Annotated in this window: 13 protein-coding genes; 4 read left to right on the plus strand and 9 right to left on the minus strand. The window is 55.7% G+C overall.

The annotated features are described in order from the left end of the window. Positions 1 to 24: 24 nt before the first annotated feature. Positions 25 to 225, minus strand: a complete 201-nt coding sequence (locus KHQ26_RS21045) for a hypothetical protein (protein WP_064147533.1) — start codon at positions 223 to 225, stop codon at positions 25 to 27. A gap of 100 nt (positions 226 to 325) precedes the next feature. Between KHQ26_RS21045 and acs the strand changes: the two genes are divergently transcribed. The 3 genes from acs (at position 326) to actP (ending at position 4,431) form a co-directional block, all read left to right on the plus strand. Then, positions 326 to 2,284 carry an acetate--CoA ligase gene (gene acs / locus KHQ26_RS21050; RefSeq protein ID WP_020803537.1) on the plus strand — a complete coding sequence of 653 codons (1,959 nt, stop codon included), beginning with the start codon at positions 326 to 328 and terminating at the stop codon, positions 2,282 to 2,284. A 183-nt stretch (positions 2,285 to 2,467) separates the two neighbouring features. Beyond that, positions 2,468 to 2,779, plus strand: a complete 312-nt coding sequence (locus tag KHQ26_RS21055; protein ID WP_004177812.1) for a DUF485 domain-containing protein — start codon at positions 2,468 to 2,470, stop codon at positions 2,777 to 2,779. Further along, positions 2,779 to 4,431, plus strand: a complete 1,653-nt coding sequence (actP, locus tag KHQ26_RS21060; RefSeq protein WP_024623073.1) for a cation/acetate symporter ActP — start codon at positions 2,779 to 2,781, stop codon at positions 4,429 to 4,431. Before KHQ26_RS21055 ends, actP begins: the two co-directional genes overlap by 1 nt. Positions 4,432 to 4,477: 46 nt before the next feature. Here actP and KHQ26_RS21065 read toward each other — a convergent pair whose 3' ends face one another. The 7 genes from KHQ26_RS21065 to KHQ26_RS21095 form a co-directional block, all read right to left on the minus strand. Further along, entirely contained in the window at positions 4,478 to 5,575 is a 1,098-nt protein-coding gene (locus KHQ26_RS21065; RefSeq protein WP_211777940.1) for a type 1 fimbrial protein, read from the minus strand. Between the two features lie 19 nt (positions 5,576 to 5,594). After that, entirely contained in the window at positions 5,595 to 6,143 is a 549-nt protein-coding gene (locus KHQ26_RS21070; protein ID WP_004151734.1) for a fimbrial protein, read from the minus strand. Positions 6,144 to 6,178: 35 nt separating this feature from the next. After that, positions 6,179 to 8,758: a fimbria/pilus outer membrane usher protein gene (locus KHQ26_RS21075; protein WP_020805742.1), complete on the minus strand. Its 2,580-nt coding sequence runs from the start codon at positions 8,756 to 8,758 to the stop codon at positions 6,179 to 6,181. Further along, positions 8,712 to 9,401: a fimbrial assembly chaperone gene (locus KHQ26_RS21080; RefSeq protein ID WP_004151735.1), complete on the minus strand. Its 690-nt coding sequence runs from the start codon at positions 9,399 to 9,401 to the stop codon at positions 8,712 to 8,714. The genes KHQ26_RS21075 and KHQ26_RS21080 overlap by 47 nt, the downstream gene beginning before the upstream one ends. A gap of 60 nt (positions 9,402 to 9,461) precedes the next feature. Continuing rightward, positions 9,462 to 10,019 carry a fimbrial protein gene (locus tag KHQ26_RS21085; protein ID WP_004192602.1) on the minus strand — a complete coding sequence of 186 codons (558 nt, stop codon included), beginning with the start codon at positions 10,017 to 10,019 and terminating at the stop codon, positions 9,462 to 9,464. Positions 10,020 to 10,529: 510 nt separating this feature from the next. Further along, on the minus strand, positions 10,530 to 11,219 hold the full coding sequence (locus KHQ26_RS21090; protein ID WP_002885088.1) for an LrgB family protein: 690 nt from the start codon (positions 11,217 to 11,219) through the stop codon (positions 10,530 to 10,532). After that, complete coding sequence (locus tag KHQ26_RS21095; protein ID WP_002885086.1) at positions 11,216 to 11,623, minus strand: CidA/LrgA family protein; 408 nt, start codon at positions 11,621 to 11,623, stop codon at positions 11,216 to 11,218. The genes KHQ26_RS21090 and KHQ26_RS21095 overlap by 4 nt, the downstream gene beginning before the upstream one ends. Positions 11,624 to 11,728: 105 nt before the next feature. Here KHQ26_RS21095 and KHQ26_RS21100 point away from each other — a divergent pair, with 105 nt between their 5' ends. Beyond that, positions 11,729 to 12,610, plus strand: coding sequence for a LysR family transcriptional regulator (locus KHQ26_RS21100; protein ID WP_049123979.1), 882 nt, complete (start codon positions 11,729 to 11,731; stop codon positions 12,608 to 12,610). 162 nt (positions 12,611 to 12,772) lie between these two features. Here the strand turns inward: KHQ26_RS21100 and KHQ26_RS21105 are convergent, their stop codons facing one another. Continuing rightward, positions 12,773 to 14,419 (minus strand): Na+/H+ antiporter, encoded by a 1,647-nt coding sequence (locus KHQ26_RS21105; protein WP_002885082.1) that lies wholly within the window; start codon positions 14,417 to 14,419, stop codon positions 12,773 to 12,775. Between the last annotated feature and the right edge of the window lie 23 nt (positions 14,420 to 14,442).

The following is a 14,442-nucleotide window of genomic DNA, read 5'->3' on the forward strand; positions in this document are numbered from 1 at the left end:
GTTATTTAACGCGCAATATCAGTATCATTTGCACGGCATGCTGCGCAAGCCTTTAAGAACAGGGCTTTCCTCTGCTTTTATGCATAAAGCAGCGAATTCCCCCCAGTTATATTGCATAAGTATTTGTAATAAAAAAATTTTCACAGCTTCCGTTTCTATAAATTCATTTGCGTAATTATTTCGCTTCAAAGTTTCATTTGATGAAATTTCACCCAGTTTAATCATTGCGTGATCTGCCCCCCAATTAACAAACAAAGCTGTCAAAACCCCTACTCTTAACGTTTGTTTGACATATATTTAACAAGTTCAAAGGAGAAAAAAAGCCATGAGCCAAATTCACAAACACCCTATTCCCGCTAATATTGCGGAACGTTGCCTGATTAACCCGGATCAGTACAAGGCGCAGTACCAACAATCCATAACCGACCCTGATACATTTTGGGGCGAGCAGGGCAAGATCCTTGACTGGATGCGGCCCTATACCCGTGTAAAGAACACCTCCTTCGCACCGGGTAATATTTCCATCAAATGGTATGAAGATGGCACCCTGAACCTCGCCGCTAACTGTCTCGACCGCCACCTCGCCGAACGCGGCGATCAAACCGCCATCATCTGGGAAGGCGACGACGCCAGCCAAAGCAAGCACATCACCTACCGTGAACTGCATGCCGACGTGTGCCGTTTCGCCAATGTGCTGCTCGACCTCGGGATTAAAAAAGGCGACGTGGTTGCTATCTATATGCCGATGGTGCCGGAAGCCGCGGTGGCGATGCTGGCCTGCGCCCGCATCGGGGCAATCCACTCGGTCATTTTCGGCGGCTTCTCGCCGGAGGCGGTGGCCGGACGCATTATCGACTCCAGCTCACGCCTGGTGATCACCGCTGACGAAGGGCTGCGTGCCGGTCGCGCCATCCCGCTGAAGAAAAACGTCGATGACGCGCTGAAAAACCCGAACGTGAAAAGCATTGAGCACGTGGTGGTCCTGAAACGCACCGGCGGCAATATCGACTGGCAGGAAGGCCGCGATCTGTGGTGGAGCTACCTGATTGCGAACGCCAGCGCCGAACACCGGCCCGTCGAAATGAACGCCGAAGATCCGCTGTTCATCCTCTATACCTCCGGCTCCACCGGTAAACCGAAAGGGGTGCTGCACACCACCGGCGGCTATCTGGTCTATGCGGCCACCACCTTTAAATACGTTTTCGACTACCATCCGGGCGATATTTATTGGTGCACCGCCGACGTGGGCTGGGTCACCGGCCATAGCTATCTGCTGTACGGCCCACTGGCCTGCGGCGCCACCACCCTGATGTTCGAAGGGGTGCCGAACTGGCCTACGCCGGCGCGCATGTGCCAGGTCGTCGATAAGCATAAGGTCAGCATTCTCTATACCGCCCCGACGGCTATTCGCGCCCTGATGGCGGAAGGCGACAAAGCTATCGAAGGCACAGACCGCTCCTCGCTGCGCATTCTTGGCTCGGTCGGCGAACCGATTAACCCGGAAGCCTGGGAGTGGTACTGGAAGAAGATCGGTAACGAGAAGTGCCCGGTGATGGACACCTGGTGGCAGACCGAAACCGGCGGCTTTATGATCACTCCGCTGCCGGGCGCGATTGAGCTGAAGGCCGGCTCCGCGACGCGTCCGTTCTTCGGCGTCCAGCCGGTGCTGGTGGATAACGAAGGCCTGCCGCTGGATGGCGCCACCGAGGGCAACCTCGCCATCGCCGACTCCTGGCCCGGCCAGGCGCGTACCCTGTTCGGCGACCATGAGCGCTTTGAGCAAACCTACTTCTCCACTTTCAAAAATATGTACTTTAGCGGCGACGGCGCGCGTCGTGATGAAGATGGCTATTACTGGATCACCGGCCGGGTGGATGACGTCCTGAACGTCTCCGGACACCGTCTGGGGACCGCCGAGATCGAATCGGCGCTGGTCTCACACCCAAAAATCGCCGAAGCGGCGGTGGTGGGGATCCCGCATAACATCAAAGGCCAGGCCATCTATGCCTACGTGACGCTCAATCACGGCGAAGAACCGACGCCGGAGTTGTATGCCGAAGTGCGTAACTGGGTACGCAAAGAGATCGGCCCGCTGGCGACACCGGATGTGCTGCACTGGACCGATTCGCTGCCGAAAACCCGCTCGGGCAAAATCATGCGCCGCATTCTGCGTAAGATTGCCGCAGGCGACACCAGCAACCTCGGCGATACCTCGACCCTCGCCGATCCTGGCGTCGTGGAAAAACTGCTCGAAGAGAAGCAGGCCATTACCATGCCATCGTAAGTAAGGACCGATTCCCTACACCCTCTCCCCTTCCGGGGAGAGGATAAAAATAAGTCCCTCCCCCAGGATTTCACTCGCAGGAACGCCGTCAGCAACACCTGTCCCGGCTCCGTCGCCGGAGGGGTTGCTGTCGCCAGCGTCCGCCGAGTGGATGACGAAAGGGAGACCTCTGGAGACGCTAAGATGAATGAACAACTTTGTCAGCGGATAGAAAATAGTGCGCATTTCAGGGAGTTAGTTGCATCACGGCAACGGTTTGCCGCCATTCTGTCAGTGATTATGTTAGTGATCTACGTGGGCTTTATTTTGCTTATCGCCTTTGCACCCGGCTGGCTCGGCACCCCGCTGCACGCCGGAACCAGCGTCACCCGCGGGATCCCGCTCGGCATTGGCGTGATCGTCATTTCGTTTATCCTGACCGGTATTTATGTCTGGCGAGCTAACGGTGAATTCGACCGTTTGACCAAAAGCGTTCTCAACGAGGTAAAAGCATGATCAAGAGAGTCCTGACGGCGCTCGCCGCCACGCTGCTGCCCCTCGGCGCTCACGCCGCAGACGCTATTACCGGCGCGGTACAGCGCCAGCCGACCAACTGGCAGGCGATTGTCATGTTCCTGATTTTCGTCGCCCTGACGCTGTACATCACCTACTGGGCCTCAAAACGGGTGCGTTCGCGCAGCGATTACTACACCGCCGGCGGCAATATTACCGGCTTCCAGAACGGGCTGGCGATTGCCGGCGACTTTATGTCAGCGGCGTCGTTCCTCGGTATCTCCGCGCTGGTGTATACCTCCGGCTACGATGGGCTGATCTACTCGCTGGGCTTTCTCGTCGGCTGGCCGATTATCCTGTTTCTAATTGCTGAACGTCTGCGCAATCTTGGCCGCTATACTTTTGCCGATGTCGCCTCTTACCGCCTGAAGCAGGGGCCGATCCGCACCCTCTCCGCCTGCGGTTCGCTGGTGGTGGTGGCCCTGTATCTGATTGCCCAGATGGTGGGCGCCGGCAAGCTAATCCAGCTGCTGTTCGGCCTTAATTACCATGTCGCCGTAGTGCTGGTTGGCGTGCTGATGGTGCTCTATGTCCTGTTCGGCGGCATGCTGGCGACTACCTGGGTGCAGATTATTAAAGCGGTTCTGCTGCTGTGCGGCGCCAGCTTTATGGCCTTTATGGTCATGAAGCACGTCGGCTTCAGCTTCAATAACCTGTTTACCGAGGCGATGGCGGTCCACCCGAAAGGGGCGGCGATTATGAGTCCCGGCGGACTGGTAAAAGATCCGATATCTGCGCTCTCTCTGGGTCTGGGTCTGATGTTCGGTACTGCTGGCCTGCCGCATATTCTGATGCGCTTCTTTACCGTGAGCGACGCCAAAGAAGCGCGTAAAAGCGTCTTCTACGCCACCGGTTTTATGGGCTATTTCTATATCCTGACCTTTATCATCGGCTTCGGCGCCATCATGCTGGTCGGCGCGAACCCGGCGTTTAAAGACGCGGCCGGACAGCTTATCGGCGGCAATAACATGGCGGCGGTGCACCTGGCGGATGCGGTTGGCGGCAACCTGTTCCTCGGCTTTATCTCTGCGGTAGCCTTCGCCACTATCCTGGCGGTGGTGGCGGGCCTGACCCTCGCCGGCGCGTCAGCGGTGTCGCACGACCTGTACGCCAACGTCTTCCGCAAGGGCGCGACCGAGCGTCAGGAGCTGAAGGTCTCCAAGATCACCGTGCTGATCCTTGGGGTGGTGGCCATTCTGCTGGGTATTCTGTTTGAAAATCAGAATATTGCTTTCATGGTCGGCCTGGCCTTCTCCATCGCCGCCAGCTGTAACTTCCCGATAATTCTGCTGTCGATGTACTGGTCGAAGCTGACCACCCGCGGCGCGATGGTCGGCGGCTGGCTGGGCCTGCTGACTGCGGTCATTCTGATGATCCTCGGCCCCACCATTTGGGTGCAGATCCTCGGCCATGAGAAAGCGCTGTTCCCGTATGAATATCCGGCGCTGTTCTCCATTGCCATCGCGTTCATTGGCATCTGGGTCTTCTCCGCCACCGATAACTCACCGGAAGGGATGCGCGAGCGCGAGCAGTTCCGCGCCCAGTTTATCCGTTCACAAACCGGGATCGGTATCGAACGCGGCCAGGCGCATTAATCGTCCTCTCCCTTCCCCGGCATCGTTCGGGGAAGGGATTCTCCCCTCAGTTATAAGTAAAGGTGATCACCCCGGTGGCGTTGGCTGTCCCCGCGGTCACCGCGCTCCCCGTCCTGTAATAGTTAGTGGATAAGGCGAGCGTCTGCATGGCCGCTGCGCCTCCGGGGCTGTCGGGGTTGGTGAAATAGCTGTAGCTGGCATCCGCGCCGCTGTTGGTCACCGTCGCGCGGCTCGAAGTATAGAGGCTGATATCGGTATTTAACGGCAGTGCTTTGCCATTCAAATTTAACTGCACTCCCACGCCAGTGGCGGCATTCTGTTCCGCCGTGAGGGCCATCACCGTATTGTCAGGGTTATCCCCGCTTGCAGAAGCAGCCGCCACACGCATCGAAACGTTAGTTCCCGGCTCGCAGGAGAGGCTCAGAGACTGCCGCGCGCTACCCACCTTCGTCGCGGTATTAAACTCACTGGCATTGATGCTGCCCATGGAAAAACTGAGATTATTGCTACCGACAATACACCCCATCGGGATTAGCTGGATGCTGGTGGTGCCGCTGATGTGCAGTTGTGAAATAGCGATGGTCCCCTTTTTATCCTTGGCCGATACCGTGGCCACCGGGTCGCTGAACGATAATTGACTCTTGCTGGCGATGGCGCCGCCGGTGGCCACCAGCTGCAGCTGATACGCCGGGGTATAATGAGTCGACGCGGAAGAGTCGAAAAGACCTGTCGGCTTTCCGAGGTAATAATTCACATCACCAATATAATGCACCTGCGAGTCGGGGCTGAAATCATCGGTGTCATCGCCATATTCACCGCTGATATTGAGCCACACCTTGACGCGGATACCGATCCCCTGCACCGAGGTGGCATAGATATTATCCCCTATCAGTGCCCCGGCATTGTTCGAGGACCAGGCAAAAACCGCGTAGGTGCTCCCCTCACAGTTAAGCAATTCCGTTTGCGAGCGCGTAATCTTCCCCGAGTCATACAGTACCGTCCCTGCGGTATAGCTCCCGGCATTGACCAGGATCTTTTCCGGCAGGTTGGTCATCGAGACATCGCCATAGTTGGTTCCCGTGCAGGCCGCCCAGCTATAGACGGGACACAGTGCCAATATGAGCAATAAGATCAGTTTTTTCATACCCATCCCTGTCGAAACGTTATTTGTAGGCCACATCGAACGTGGCGGTAAACCCGACCATCCCGGACCTTACCTGGCCATAAGGCGAAAACATACGTGCCACCATATTAAAGGTATGGATATCCGCATCGTCCCCAAAGGTATAGAGATACTGGTCGCCGGGGCCAAGGGGCTGCTGGTCGGCCATGCTCTGCAGCTGCAAACCGACGCCGCTGGCACCGTTGCTGCCAGTCTGGAAGTTTTTATAGATTGAAGCGTGGGTGCTATCGAAGCTGGTGCCGCTAAACGCGATGGTCACCGCCGACGCATCGGCGGAACAGCTGGAAAAGACCAGCTTAACCGGCACGCTGGCGCCGCTCGCCCCGGCATGTCCGGAGAACGTCTGCGAGGAGACGGTGCCTAAATCGATACTGTTCGACGGCTCCACGGCCACCTCACAGGAAGGCGCTTCGATGGTGCCCGTGACGTTAAAATTGACCGTGCTGCTGCCCTCATAAGCCAGCGCCGGAAGGGAGAGCAGCAAAATGGCCACCAGGAGGCCCCTTGTGCTGCCGTCTCGCATATTCATATCAGCCCCTCTTCCATGTTGAAAACCTGCATCCATTACCGACATTCGGCCTGATAGAACAGAATATCGTCGCCAAGGGCCATGCTGGAGAAGTCATAATGAACGGTGCACTGCTCACTGCTTTTCTCCCCCCAGCGCGCTAACAGCTGGCCTTTTTTCTGCAGCCCCGTTAGATACACCTGCCCCTCATCGCCAACGATATTGCTGCGCGACGCGCTACCGTGATCATTATCGAGGGTCACCAGCGCGCCGAAAGGCACCACGCCATTGCGGGTACGCAGGGTGAGCATCGCCTTATAGCCAATTCGCGTGTCGTACTTCACTTTGACGATCGCATTGCGCGTCGGAACCACCGTTCTGGCGACGTTATCCACTTCAGCGCCAGGTATTTCCTGTTCATCCAGCGCCAGGCTGTTACGATGGTACGGACGGACGTAAGGCACCACCGCATATCCGGCGGCATCCGTCGTCACGTTTGTCTGACCGCGCACTGTCACATCGCTGACGCCAGGCGTTTCGACCAGCGCAGAACTCTCGCCCAGAAAGCGTGATAGCGTGAGTCCGCCCGCATGGGCGACCATGCCCCCGCGCAGCGAATAGTTGTAGTGATTGCTGTAGCGGTCGTAGCCATAGCCGCCAGCTACATCCCCTTTCGAGCCCTGGTAGTTGACGCTGAGGTTGCCGGAGGTGCTTTTATCCTGCGTGTTGTACCCTTCCAGTACGCTCCAGTTCAGGGAACGATCCTCAAACGCCGAGCCGTTGAGCCCCACGCTGTGCGTGGTATCGTTATGTCGACCATGGTTCATGGTGTAATTTGCCGAGAGCGTCTCGCCAAGCGGAATACTTAACGTCAGGGAGATGACGGTATCGCTGGCCGGCCGGTTATTGTCGCTGTCATCGGTGCTTTGCACATTGCGGTTATAGGAATAGTTAATAAAGTAGGAGGCCTTGCCAATCGACCCGCTATAGCCCACGCCCACCGATTCCATACGCGAACTGTCCCAGTAGGTCTCATTGACCAACGAAAGCGAGAGCGAACCATAGCCAAACAGCGTCTGCGACAACGATGCGTCAAACCGGCCTTTCGTTCTGCCGCTCTGCGTACAGCAGTCGCGCTGTGTGGAAGAGTTATCGACAAAGTCCTGAAACGAATAATATCCCGAGGTGGAGTAGCGATAACCGGCCACGGAAAAGCTGGTGCCCGTCTGCAGAAAGCTTTTACTGAAGCGGACGCGATACGATTGCCCTTGCTCTTTACTGGTTGACGAGGCCGTATCGCTGGTTTTCACGTCGGCCCACGACTGAGAGCCATCAAACGACAGCGCACCGATAGTACCGAGGTTAAAGCCAGCGCCTAACAACAGGTTGGTGTATTTATCTTCCGCCTGCTGGAAACCAGTATAAAAAGTGATGTTGCTGGTGGCGCCATAGGCCAGGGAAGACTGAATAAAGTTATATTCTTTATCGTCGGAGCTACCCGATCGCGTCCTGCCGCTGCTCAGCGCATAGTCCAGCTGGCCCTCACGTTGCAGGATCGCCAGCGACGCGAAAGGCACCACAAAGTTTTGCTCGCTGCCGTCAGACTCTTTAATGTTGACGTACAGGTCGCCGGCGCTGCCGGTGGCGTACAGATCGTTAATTTCAAAGGCGCCGGGAGCGACGGTGGTTTTATAAATGCTGTAACCATTCTGATAAACCGAGACCTCCGCGGTGGTGCGCGCGATCCCTCGAATCGTCGGCGCAAAGCCATGCAGGCTATCCGGCAGCATCTCTTTGTCCGAACTGAGCTGCAGACCGGTAAAACTCAAACTGTCGAAAATGCCGGAAGAGGTATACGTATTACCGACCACCAGCTGGCTGCGTAGGGTGTGAATATCGCGGGCAAGATAGGAGTAAACCGACTCCCAGCGGCTGTTGTTATCGCTGTGGCTATAGGTGCTGTAGTTACGCAGGCGCCATGGTCCCAGATTCAGCCCAGGCTGCAGGCTGACGAACTGACTGTCGATAGTGGCGCCGTTATGCCGCGGCGCATTACGCTGCCCGGTGACGCTATAGTTGAGAAGACCGGCATTGATCCCCTGTTGCCACTGGCTCTCGGGAATATAGTCTCTGGGGCGATTCAGCATGGCGGCCTGCGGCACGGTAAAATCAATGCGCTGCTGGGCAAGAGATACCGAGAACGTCATCCCGGGGATCGCCGACAGCCGGGCGCAGGTTTCCCCTGCCTCGAACAACTGCGGATAGGCGGTGGTATTAATCAACCATGAATTCAGATACTCCGCGGACAGGCAGGGAGAAGCAGTCGCGCCTGCGTCATGGCTAATTTCCTGAAAAGTCAGCGAGTCTGAACTGACGTACTTATCGTTGATGTAAACATCCAGGTGATAGGTGCCCGGCGGTATGCCATCTTGCGAAAAATAGGATAGATCAACCGAAGCCGCAGGACTCTCGGCGACTTCGAGTAAATTTGGGTTGAAATATTCGCCGGCCTCCGCGCGAGAGGGTAGAGTACTTAGGCACAGAATAATAGCGACGCAGATACTTTTAGTTGAAAATAGCAGCTCAACGCTACTGAATGATAGCGGTATATTTCTTCCCTGACATACCATAATCATTAATCACGCTCCATGTGATCTCTTTTTTTCCTGTCGCCGACAGGCTACTCTGCACGGGTATTTTTAAGGTGGAAAACGGGGCAGCAAACCATGCGCCAGAAATATTTTTACCGTTAAGGCTAACCTGTGAGAAATTCATATACAGCGGTGAGTTATTTTTTACCGTCACCGACGTCCTCTCTTTCCCCCACTGTAATTTTTCAGCGTACGATTCCGGTGTATTACCTTTTAACGCAGCGGGTCGATAAATCAATTTTATTTTCGAATTAATCGCAAACTGTACGACATTTTTATCAGGTACATACTCTGTTGCCGGGATCCCTTTAATATTGAGCCAAAACATCGACTCGCGATCGTCGGGTAATTTCTTTCCTGATCGAACTACGCGGACAAATCCTTTCTCCCCGGCTTTGAGACGAAACAGCGGCGGCGTAATAATAAATGCGTCTTTGGCGGGTGAGGCTGCATCAACCACCGAGAGCCAGGACTGAACGATATTGCTGTTCTGATCTTTATTCTCAACCGTTATTACAGCGTTATTTTTCGTACCATCAAAAACCAGACGCGTACCGCCAACGACCACGCTGGCCTGCGCGAAGGAAGAAGACAGCAATAAACCGATCGCAAAAAAAGGATATCTCATATGTTTAATTTAAGGGGAATAGCAGGCGATTCCCCTTTCTCCATTCAACAAGAAGCCGAATTAATGATAGGTCACGTTATAAGTCACGGTTGTCTGAACGGTACCTTTCGTCGGATCGGCATCACCCGATTTCACCATTTTTACGGTGAACGGAATGGTTGCTGCACCCGAAGAGATATCAACATCAGAACCCTCTTCGTTATTCTTCATCACATTGCCCGCTTCGTCGAAAAGGGCCACAGCGACGCCGGTTGCCGGCTCATCAGTTGCCTGGTTTTTAAAATAATCGCTGTTCGCGGTATCGGAAACACCGCCAAAAGTGACGCGGGCGATACTGTTGCCACCTTCTTCCGCGGTCGGGCAATCAGCTAAGCTAAAGGAGAAGTTCTTGGCAGCGCCGAAGGTATACGCTTTCAGATCCGCCACTGAGGTGGTGCCCATATCAATAGCCGTTACACCGCCATCAATGGTCGCCGTACAGGTGGTATCGGAAACAATACCATTAAAGGTAATGGTGTTATCAGCCTGCGCAACGGTAGACAGCGCGCTGCAGGCAGAGAAAATCAGGGCACCCGCCAGAAATTTTTTACTCATCTTCATATTTATTCCCATATCCATTATAAACGACAATCAGTCCGTCAATTGCTTTATGCAGCGATATTAGAGAATGAAATTCAAGCAGCGCGGCGTCATGCATGTATTTACATGACATATGGTTTATGACAATTAATATTATTCATAAATAAACGACCAGCATTTGAATCCATTCAATAATACAAGCTCGCGTAAAAATAATAACTAGCATGAGGTAAGAACTCAATTATTAATGTAAAAATTGATTTTTTGCGATATAACATCGCAACGCATGCGTGGCCATATTCAAAACCATAAAAATCAAAGAGTTATAAAGTTATAAAATTCGCAAAGATAATTGGATATTTATATAATATTTGCCCCATAATTAAATACGGGCATGCAGAGAAACATTTAGTTACAAAGTCAGTGCTGATATAAGAATTGGCTTAATCTTTTATGATGAACCGTTAAATGCATCAATAACAAAAACAGGGAATAGCCGATAGCTATTCCTCTCCTCAATATTTATTAACATTCACTCTGGCGATAATGTTAAAACAGCAGCCAGCGGACGACCGGCGCAGCCAGCACCACCACTACGCCTGACAGCATCATCACCAGGCTGGCCACCACGCCCTCCTGCTGGCCCAGCTCATACGAGCGCGCCGTTCCCGCACCATGGGAAGCCGCGCCGAACCCGGCTCCTTTCGCCATCCCTTCCCGGATAGCAAGACGTAAAAACAGCATATCTCCCACCGCCATGCCAAACACGCCGGTGATCACCACAAACAGCGCCACCAGATCGGGTTGACCGCCGAGCGGTTTCGCCGCCGCCAGCGCAAAGGGCGTGGTCACCGAGCGCACCGCCAGGCTACGCTGAATTTCATCAGACAACATAAACCCGCGCGCCAGCCATACGGAACTGGTGACAGCCACCACTACCGCCGTCACCACCCCGGCGCTGAGCGACATCCAGTGGCGTTTAATCACCGCGACATTTTCATACACCGGAACGGCAAAGGCGATGGTCGCCGGGCCCAGCAGCCACAGCAGCCAGTGGGTCTCTCCCATATAGCTCTGATAAGAGATATGGCCTACCACCAGAATCAGCACCAGCAGGATCGGCGTGAACACCAGCGGCATCAGAGGGAGTTTATGAAAACGTCGATACAGTTTTTTGTTGGCGTAATAGAGGACCAGCGTCGCCACCAGGCACAGGATACTCAGCACGGCATCGCTCATTTTTTTAACCTGCCCACTTCGTAACGATAGACCTTGTCAACGACCCAGGCGGTGGCGCCGAGCACCATCAGCGTGCTTAAGGCAATCACCAGAAATATCCGCCAACCATCGACCATCAACAGCTGGGCGTAGTTCACCACCGCGACCACCGCCGGGACGAAAAACAGCAGCATCTCCGCCAGCAGCCAGCGGGCGCCGGCGCGCACCCAGCTTACCGGTATCACCCGGCAGACGATCAGCAGCAGGAGCATCACCATGCCGACCAGGTTAGCCGGCAGCGGTACCTGCCACCTGTTCACCAGATATTGTGCGAAGATGAATAACCCGACGTAGAGAAGTACCTGTACCGGGATCTGAAGTCGTTGCGCCACGGCGGGGGCAACGCGAGCTGGCGCGAAGGCCATGTGCGATAGTCCTGAAAAAAAGAAGTCAGGCGAGCAGTATAGAGAGCCGCCGAAGCGGACAGAAATGAATTAAAATCATCGCAGGTATAGTCTCAGGGAATAATTATGGATATCCGAACGCTGCGCTATTTCGTTGAAGTGGTTCGTCAGCAGAGTTTTACTCGCGCGGCGGAAAAGCTGTTTGTCACACAGCCCACCATCAGCAAGATGCTCAAGAATCTCGAAGATGAGCTAAACTGCACGCTGTTGATCCGCGACGGCCGCAAACTACTGCTCACCGATACCGGGCGCGTCGTCTTTGAACGCGGCCAGGCGATCTTGGGCGAGTTCGGCCAGCTGGAGTCAGAGCTGAGCGATATCAACCACCTGCATAAAGGGGTGCTGCGGCTTGGCATTCCGCCGATGGTCGGGATGCTGATGGCCGAGCCGATCAGTCGCTTCCGCCAGCGCTATCCGGGCGTCGAGCTGAAGATCGCCGAGTTTGGCGGCCTGACGGTCCAGCAGGCGGTCAGCAATGGCGAACTTGATATGGCGATGACCGCCCTGCCTGTCGAGGAGGATAGCAGCCTCACCATTCTGCCGTTGTTCAATCACCCGCTGTGCGTCCTGACGCCAAGGACCGCGGAGTGGGAAGGTAAAACCTCGCTCTCGCCGGCCGAGCTGGCGTCGCATCCGCTGGTTATCTACAACGAGGAATTTGCCCTTAGCCAGCAGCTGATGCGGCTGTTTGCCGAACATGACGTGAAGCCACGTATCGCAGTGCGCAGCGGCCAGTGGGATTTTCTCGCCGCCATGGTGCAGGCGGGCATTGGCGTAGCGATCCTGCCGGAGCCGATTTGCCAGCGTCTCGACCGGCAGAATTTTTGCTGGATCCCGTTGCAAAGCGAGCTGCGCTGGGAGCTGGGGATGATTTGGCGGGAAGGCGTATATATGTCGCGCAGCGCTGAAGCCTGGCTGACGTGCAGCAAAGCGTTCTGGCTGGAATAATTCTCTGGTGACAACGCGTTCCGCAAGGGAAGGGGTAGCCCGGGTCAGGCGCTTGCGCCGCTGCCCGGGTTTCCCCCGGTCGCGCTAACGCTTACCGGGGCTACACATTTACTGCAGTCTCGCCAGTAGTCCGAATAAGCGTCGCGCTATCCGGATTACAGGTTATTGATCTTCGATTAACAGCGCTTCCAGCAGGTCGAGATCGTGGAGCAGCTTCTGCAGCGTCTCGTTACTGATCTGCCGGGTGGCGCGCAGATGATACAGCTCGCCGCGCTCAGAGCGCAGCGCCGCCAGGCGGAAGCGGCGTTCCAGACTCTCTTCGAGCATAGAGGTTTCCACGTCGTTACGCCCATCGGCGCGCCGGCGCAGGTTACCGATCACCCGCGAACTGACTTCGGTCAGCAGCTGGGTATCGATATTCTCTTTGGTATCCGCCGCCAGACGCTCTTCCATCTTCTGGATCGCCACAATCGCCACGTCAGCCGTTGCCGCGCGCGCCAGACGCTCCTCTTTCCGCTGCTGCACATTATCGCTCGATTCAATGTGACGTAGCAGGATCGGCAGCGCAATCACCCCGACGAACAGCGAGAACAGGATCACCCCGGCGGCGAGGAAAATCAGTTCATAGCGCGCCGGAAAGACATTCCCGTCCGGCAGCAGCAGAGGAATGGAGAGCACACCGGCGAGGGTAATCGCCCCGCGCACCCCGGCAACGGAGGAGATCAGCAGCTCGCGCGTAGTCCAGGAGCCAAACTCCATCGGCTTCTTCTTCAGGAAGCGCTGACTGAGCTTACGCATCGACCACAGCCAGCCAAAACGCACCAGCATCAGCGCGGCATAGATCAGGATAATGTCGGTAAACAGCATCCAGGTCTCAACGTTGGGGTCGGCCTCCGCCGCTACCAGCGAACTGGAGAGGATATCCGGCAGTTGCAGGCCCAACAACAGGAAGACCATGCCGTTGAAGACAAACTCCAACATTGCCCAGGTGCTGTTGGCGCGCAGGCGCATGGCCAAGGGCGCGGTGCGCATCACGCCGGAACGGGTGATGGTCATCCCCGCCGCTACCGCCGCCAGGATGCCGGAGACACCGATATGTTCGGCAATCAGATAGGAGGCAAACGGCAGCAGGAACAGCAGGACAATCTGCGTGGCGGGTTCATCCCCGCCCCAGCGGCTGAGGAAGCGCATCGAGCGGCCATACGACCAACTCACCACAAACCCGGCCAGCACGCCGCCAATCGCCACCTTCAGAAATTCTACGGTGGCGCCGCCAACGGTAAAGACCATGGTGCCCATCGCCACCGCGACGGCAAACTTGAGCGAGACCAGGCCGGAGGCGTCGTTCATTAGCGCCTCCCCCTGCAGAATGCCCATGATTTTCTTCGGTATCCGCCCTTCCCCAACGATGCCCGAAAGCGCCACGGCGTCGGTCGGCGACAGCACGGCCGCCAGCGCGAACGCCGGGATCAGCGGAATGCCCGGCACAATCCAGTAGATCAGAAAGCCGATGCCGACCACCGTCACGACCACCAGCGCTAGCGCCAGGCCGAGGATCTCGCGCCCGTGTTCAATAAATTCGCGGGTTGGCGTTTTCCAGCCGTCGGCGAATAGCAGCGGCGGGATAAACAGTACCAGAAACAGCTCTGGATCAAATTCAACGTGCAAACCAAAGGTCGGCCACGCCAGAAGCGCGCCAATGGCGATTTGCATCAGTGGAAGTGGAACCTGAAAGGGCAGTACGCGCGTCACTACCCCGGAGAGTGAGACCACAAGGGTCATGATGAGGATGGTAAAGAATATTTCCATGTGTTCCCTGTTTGCTGCGTTTT

Source organism: Klebsiella sp. 10, assembly GCF_018223925.1.
GTDB classification, from domain to species: domain Bacteria; phylum Pseudomonadota; class Gammaproteobacteria; order Enterobacterales; family Enterobacteriaceae; genus Klebsiella; species Klebsiella pneumoniae.

What these genes read in the sequence shown, in the direction of transcription:
- KHQ26_RS21055 (WP_004177812.1), top strand. Translation starts at nt 2,468, where the DNA reads ATGAATGAACAACTTTGTCAGCGGATAGAAAATAGTGCGCATTTCAGG.
- KHQ26_RS21070 (WP_004151734.1), bottom strand. Translation starts at nt 6,143, where the DNA reads ATGAATATGCGAGACGGCAGCACAAGGGGCCTCCTGGTGGCCATTTTG.
- KHQ26_RS21085 (WP_004192602.1), bottom strand. Translation starts at nt 10,019, where the DNA reads ATGGATATGGGAATAAATATGAAGATGAGTAAAAAATTTCTGGCGGGT.
- KHQ26_RS21105 (WP_002885082.1), bottom strand. Translation starts at nt 14,419, where the DNA reads ATGGAAATATTCTTTACCATCCTCATCATGACCCTTGTGGTCTCACTC.
- acs (WP_020803537.1), top strand. Translation starts at nt 326, where the DNA reads ATGAGCCAAATTCACAAACACCCTATTCCCGCTAATATTGCGGAACGT.
- KHQ26_RS21100 (WP_049123979.1), top strand. Translation starts at nt 11,729, where the DNA reads ATGGATATCCGAACGCTGCGCTATTTCGTTGAAGTGGTTCGTCAGCAG.
- KHQ26_RS21080 (WP_004151735.1), bottom strand. Translation starts at nt 9,401, where the DNA reads ATGAGATATCCTTTTTTTGCGATCGGTTTATTGCTGTCTTCTTCCTTC.
- KHQ26_RS21095 (WP_002885086.1), bottom strand. Translation starts at nt 11,623, where the DNA reads ATGGCCTTCGCGCCAGCTCGCGTTGCCCCCGCCGTGGCGCAACGACTT.
- KHQ26_RS21075 (WP_020805742.1), bottom strand. Translation starts at nt 8,758, where the DNA reads ATGATTATGGTATGTCAGGGAAGAAATATACCGCTATCATTCAGTAGC.
- KHQ26_RS21045 (WP_064147533.1), bottom strand. Translation starts at nt 225, where the DNA reads ATGATTAAACTGGGTGAAATTTCATCAAATGAAACTTTGAAGCGAAAT.
- KHQ26_RS21090 (WP_002885088.1), bottom strand. Translation starts at nt 11,219, where the DNA reads ATGAGCGATGCCGTGCTGAGTATCCTGTGCCTGGTGGCGACGCTGGTC.
- KHQ26_RS21065 (WP_211777940.1), bottom strand. Translation starts at nt 5,575, where the DNA reads ATGAAAAAACTGATCTTATTGCTCATATTGGCACTGTGTCCCGTCTAT.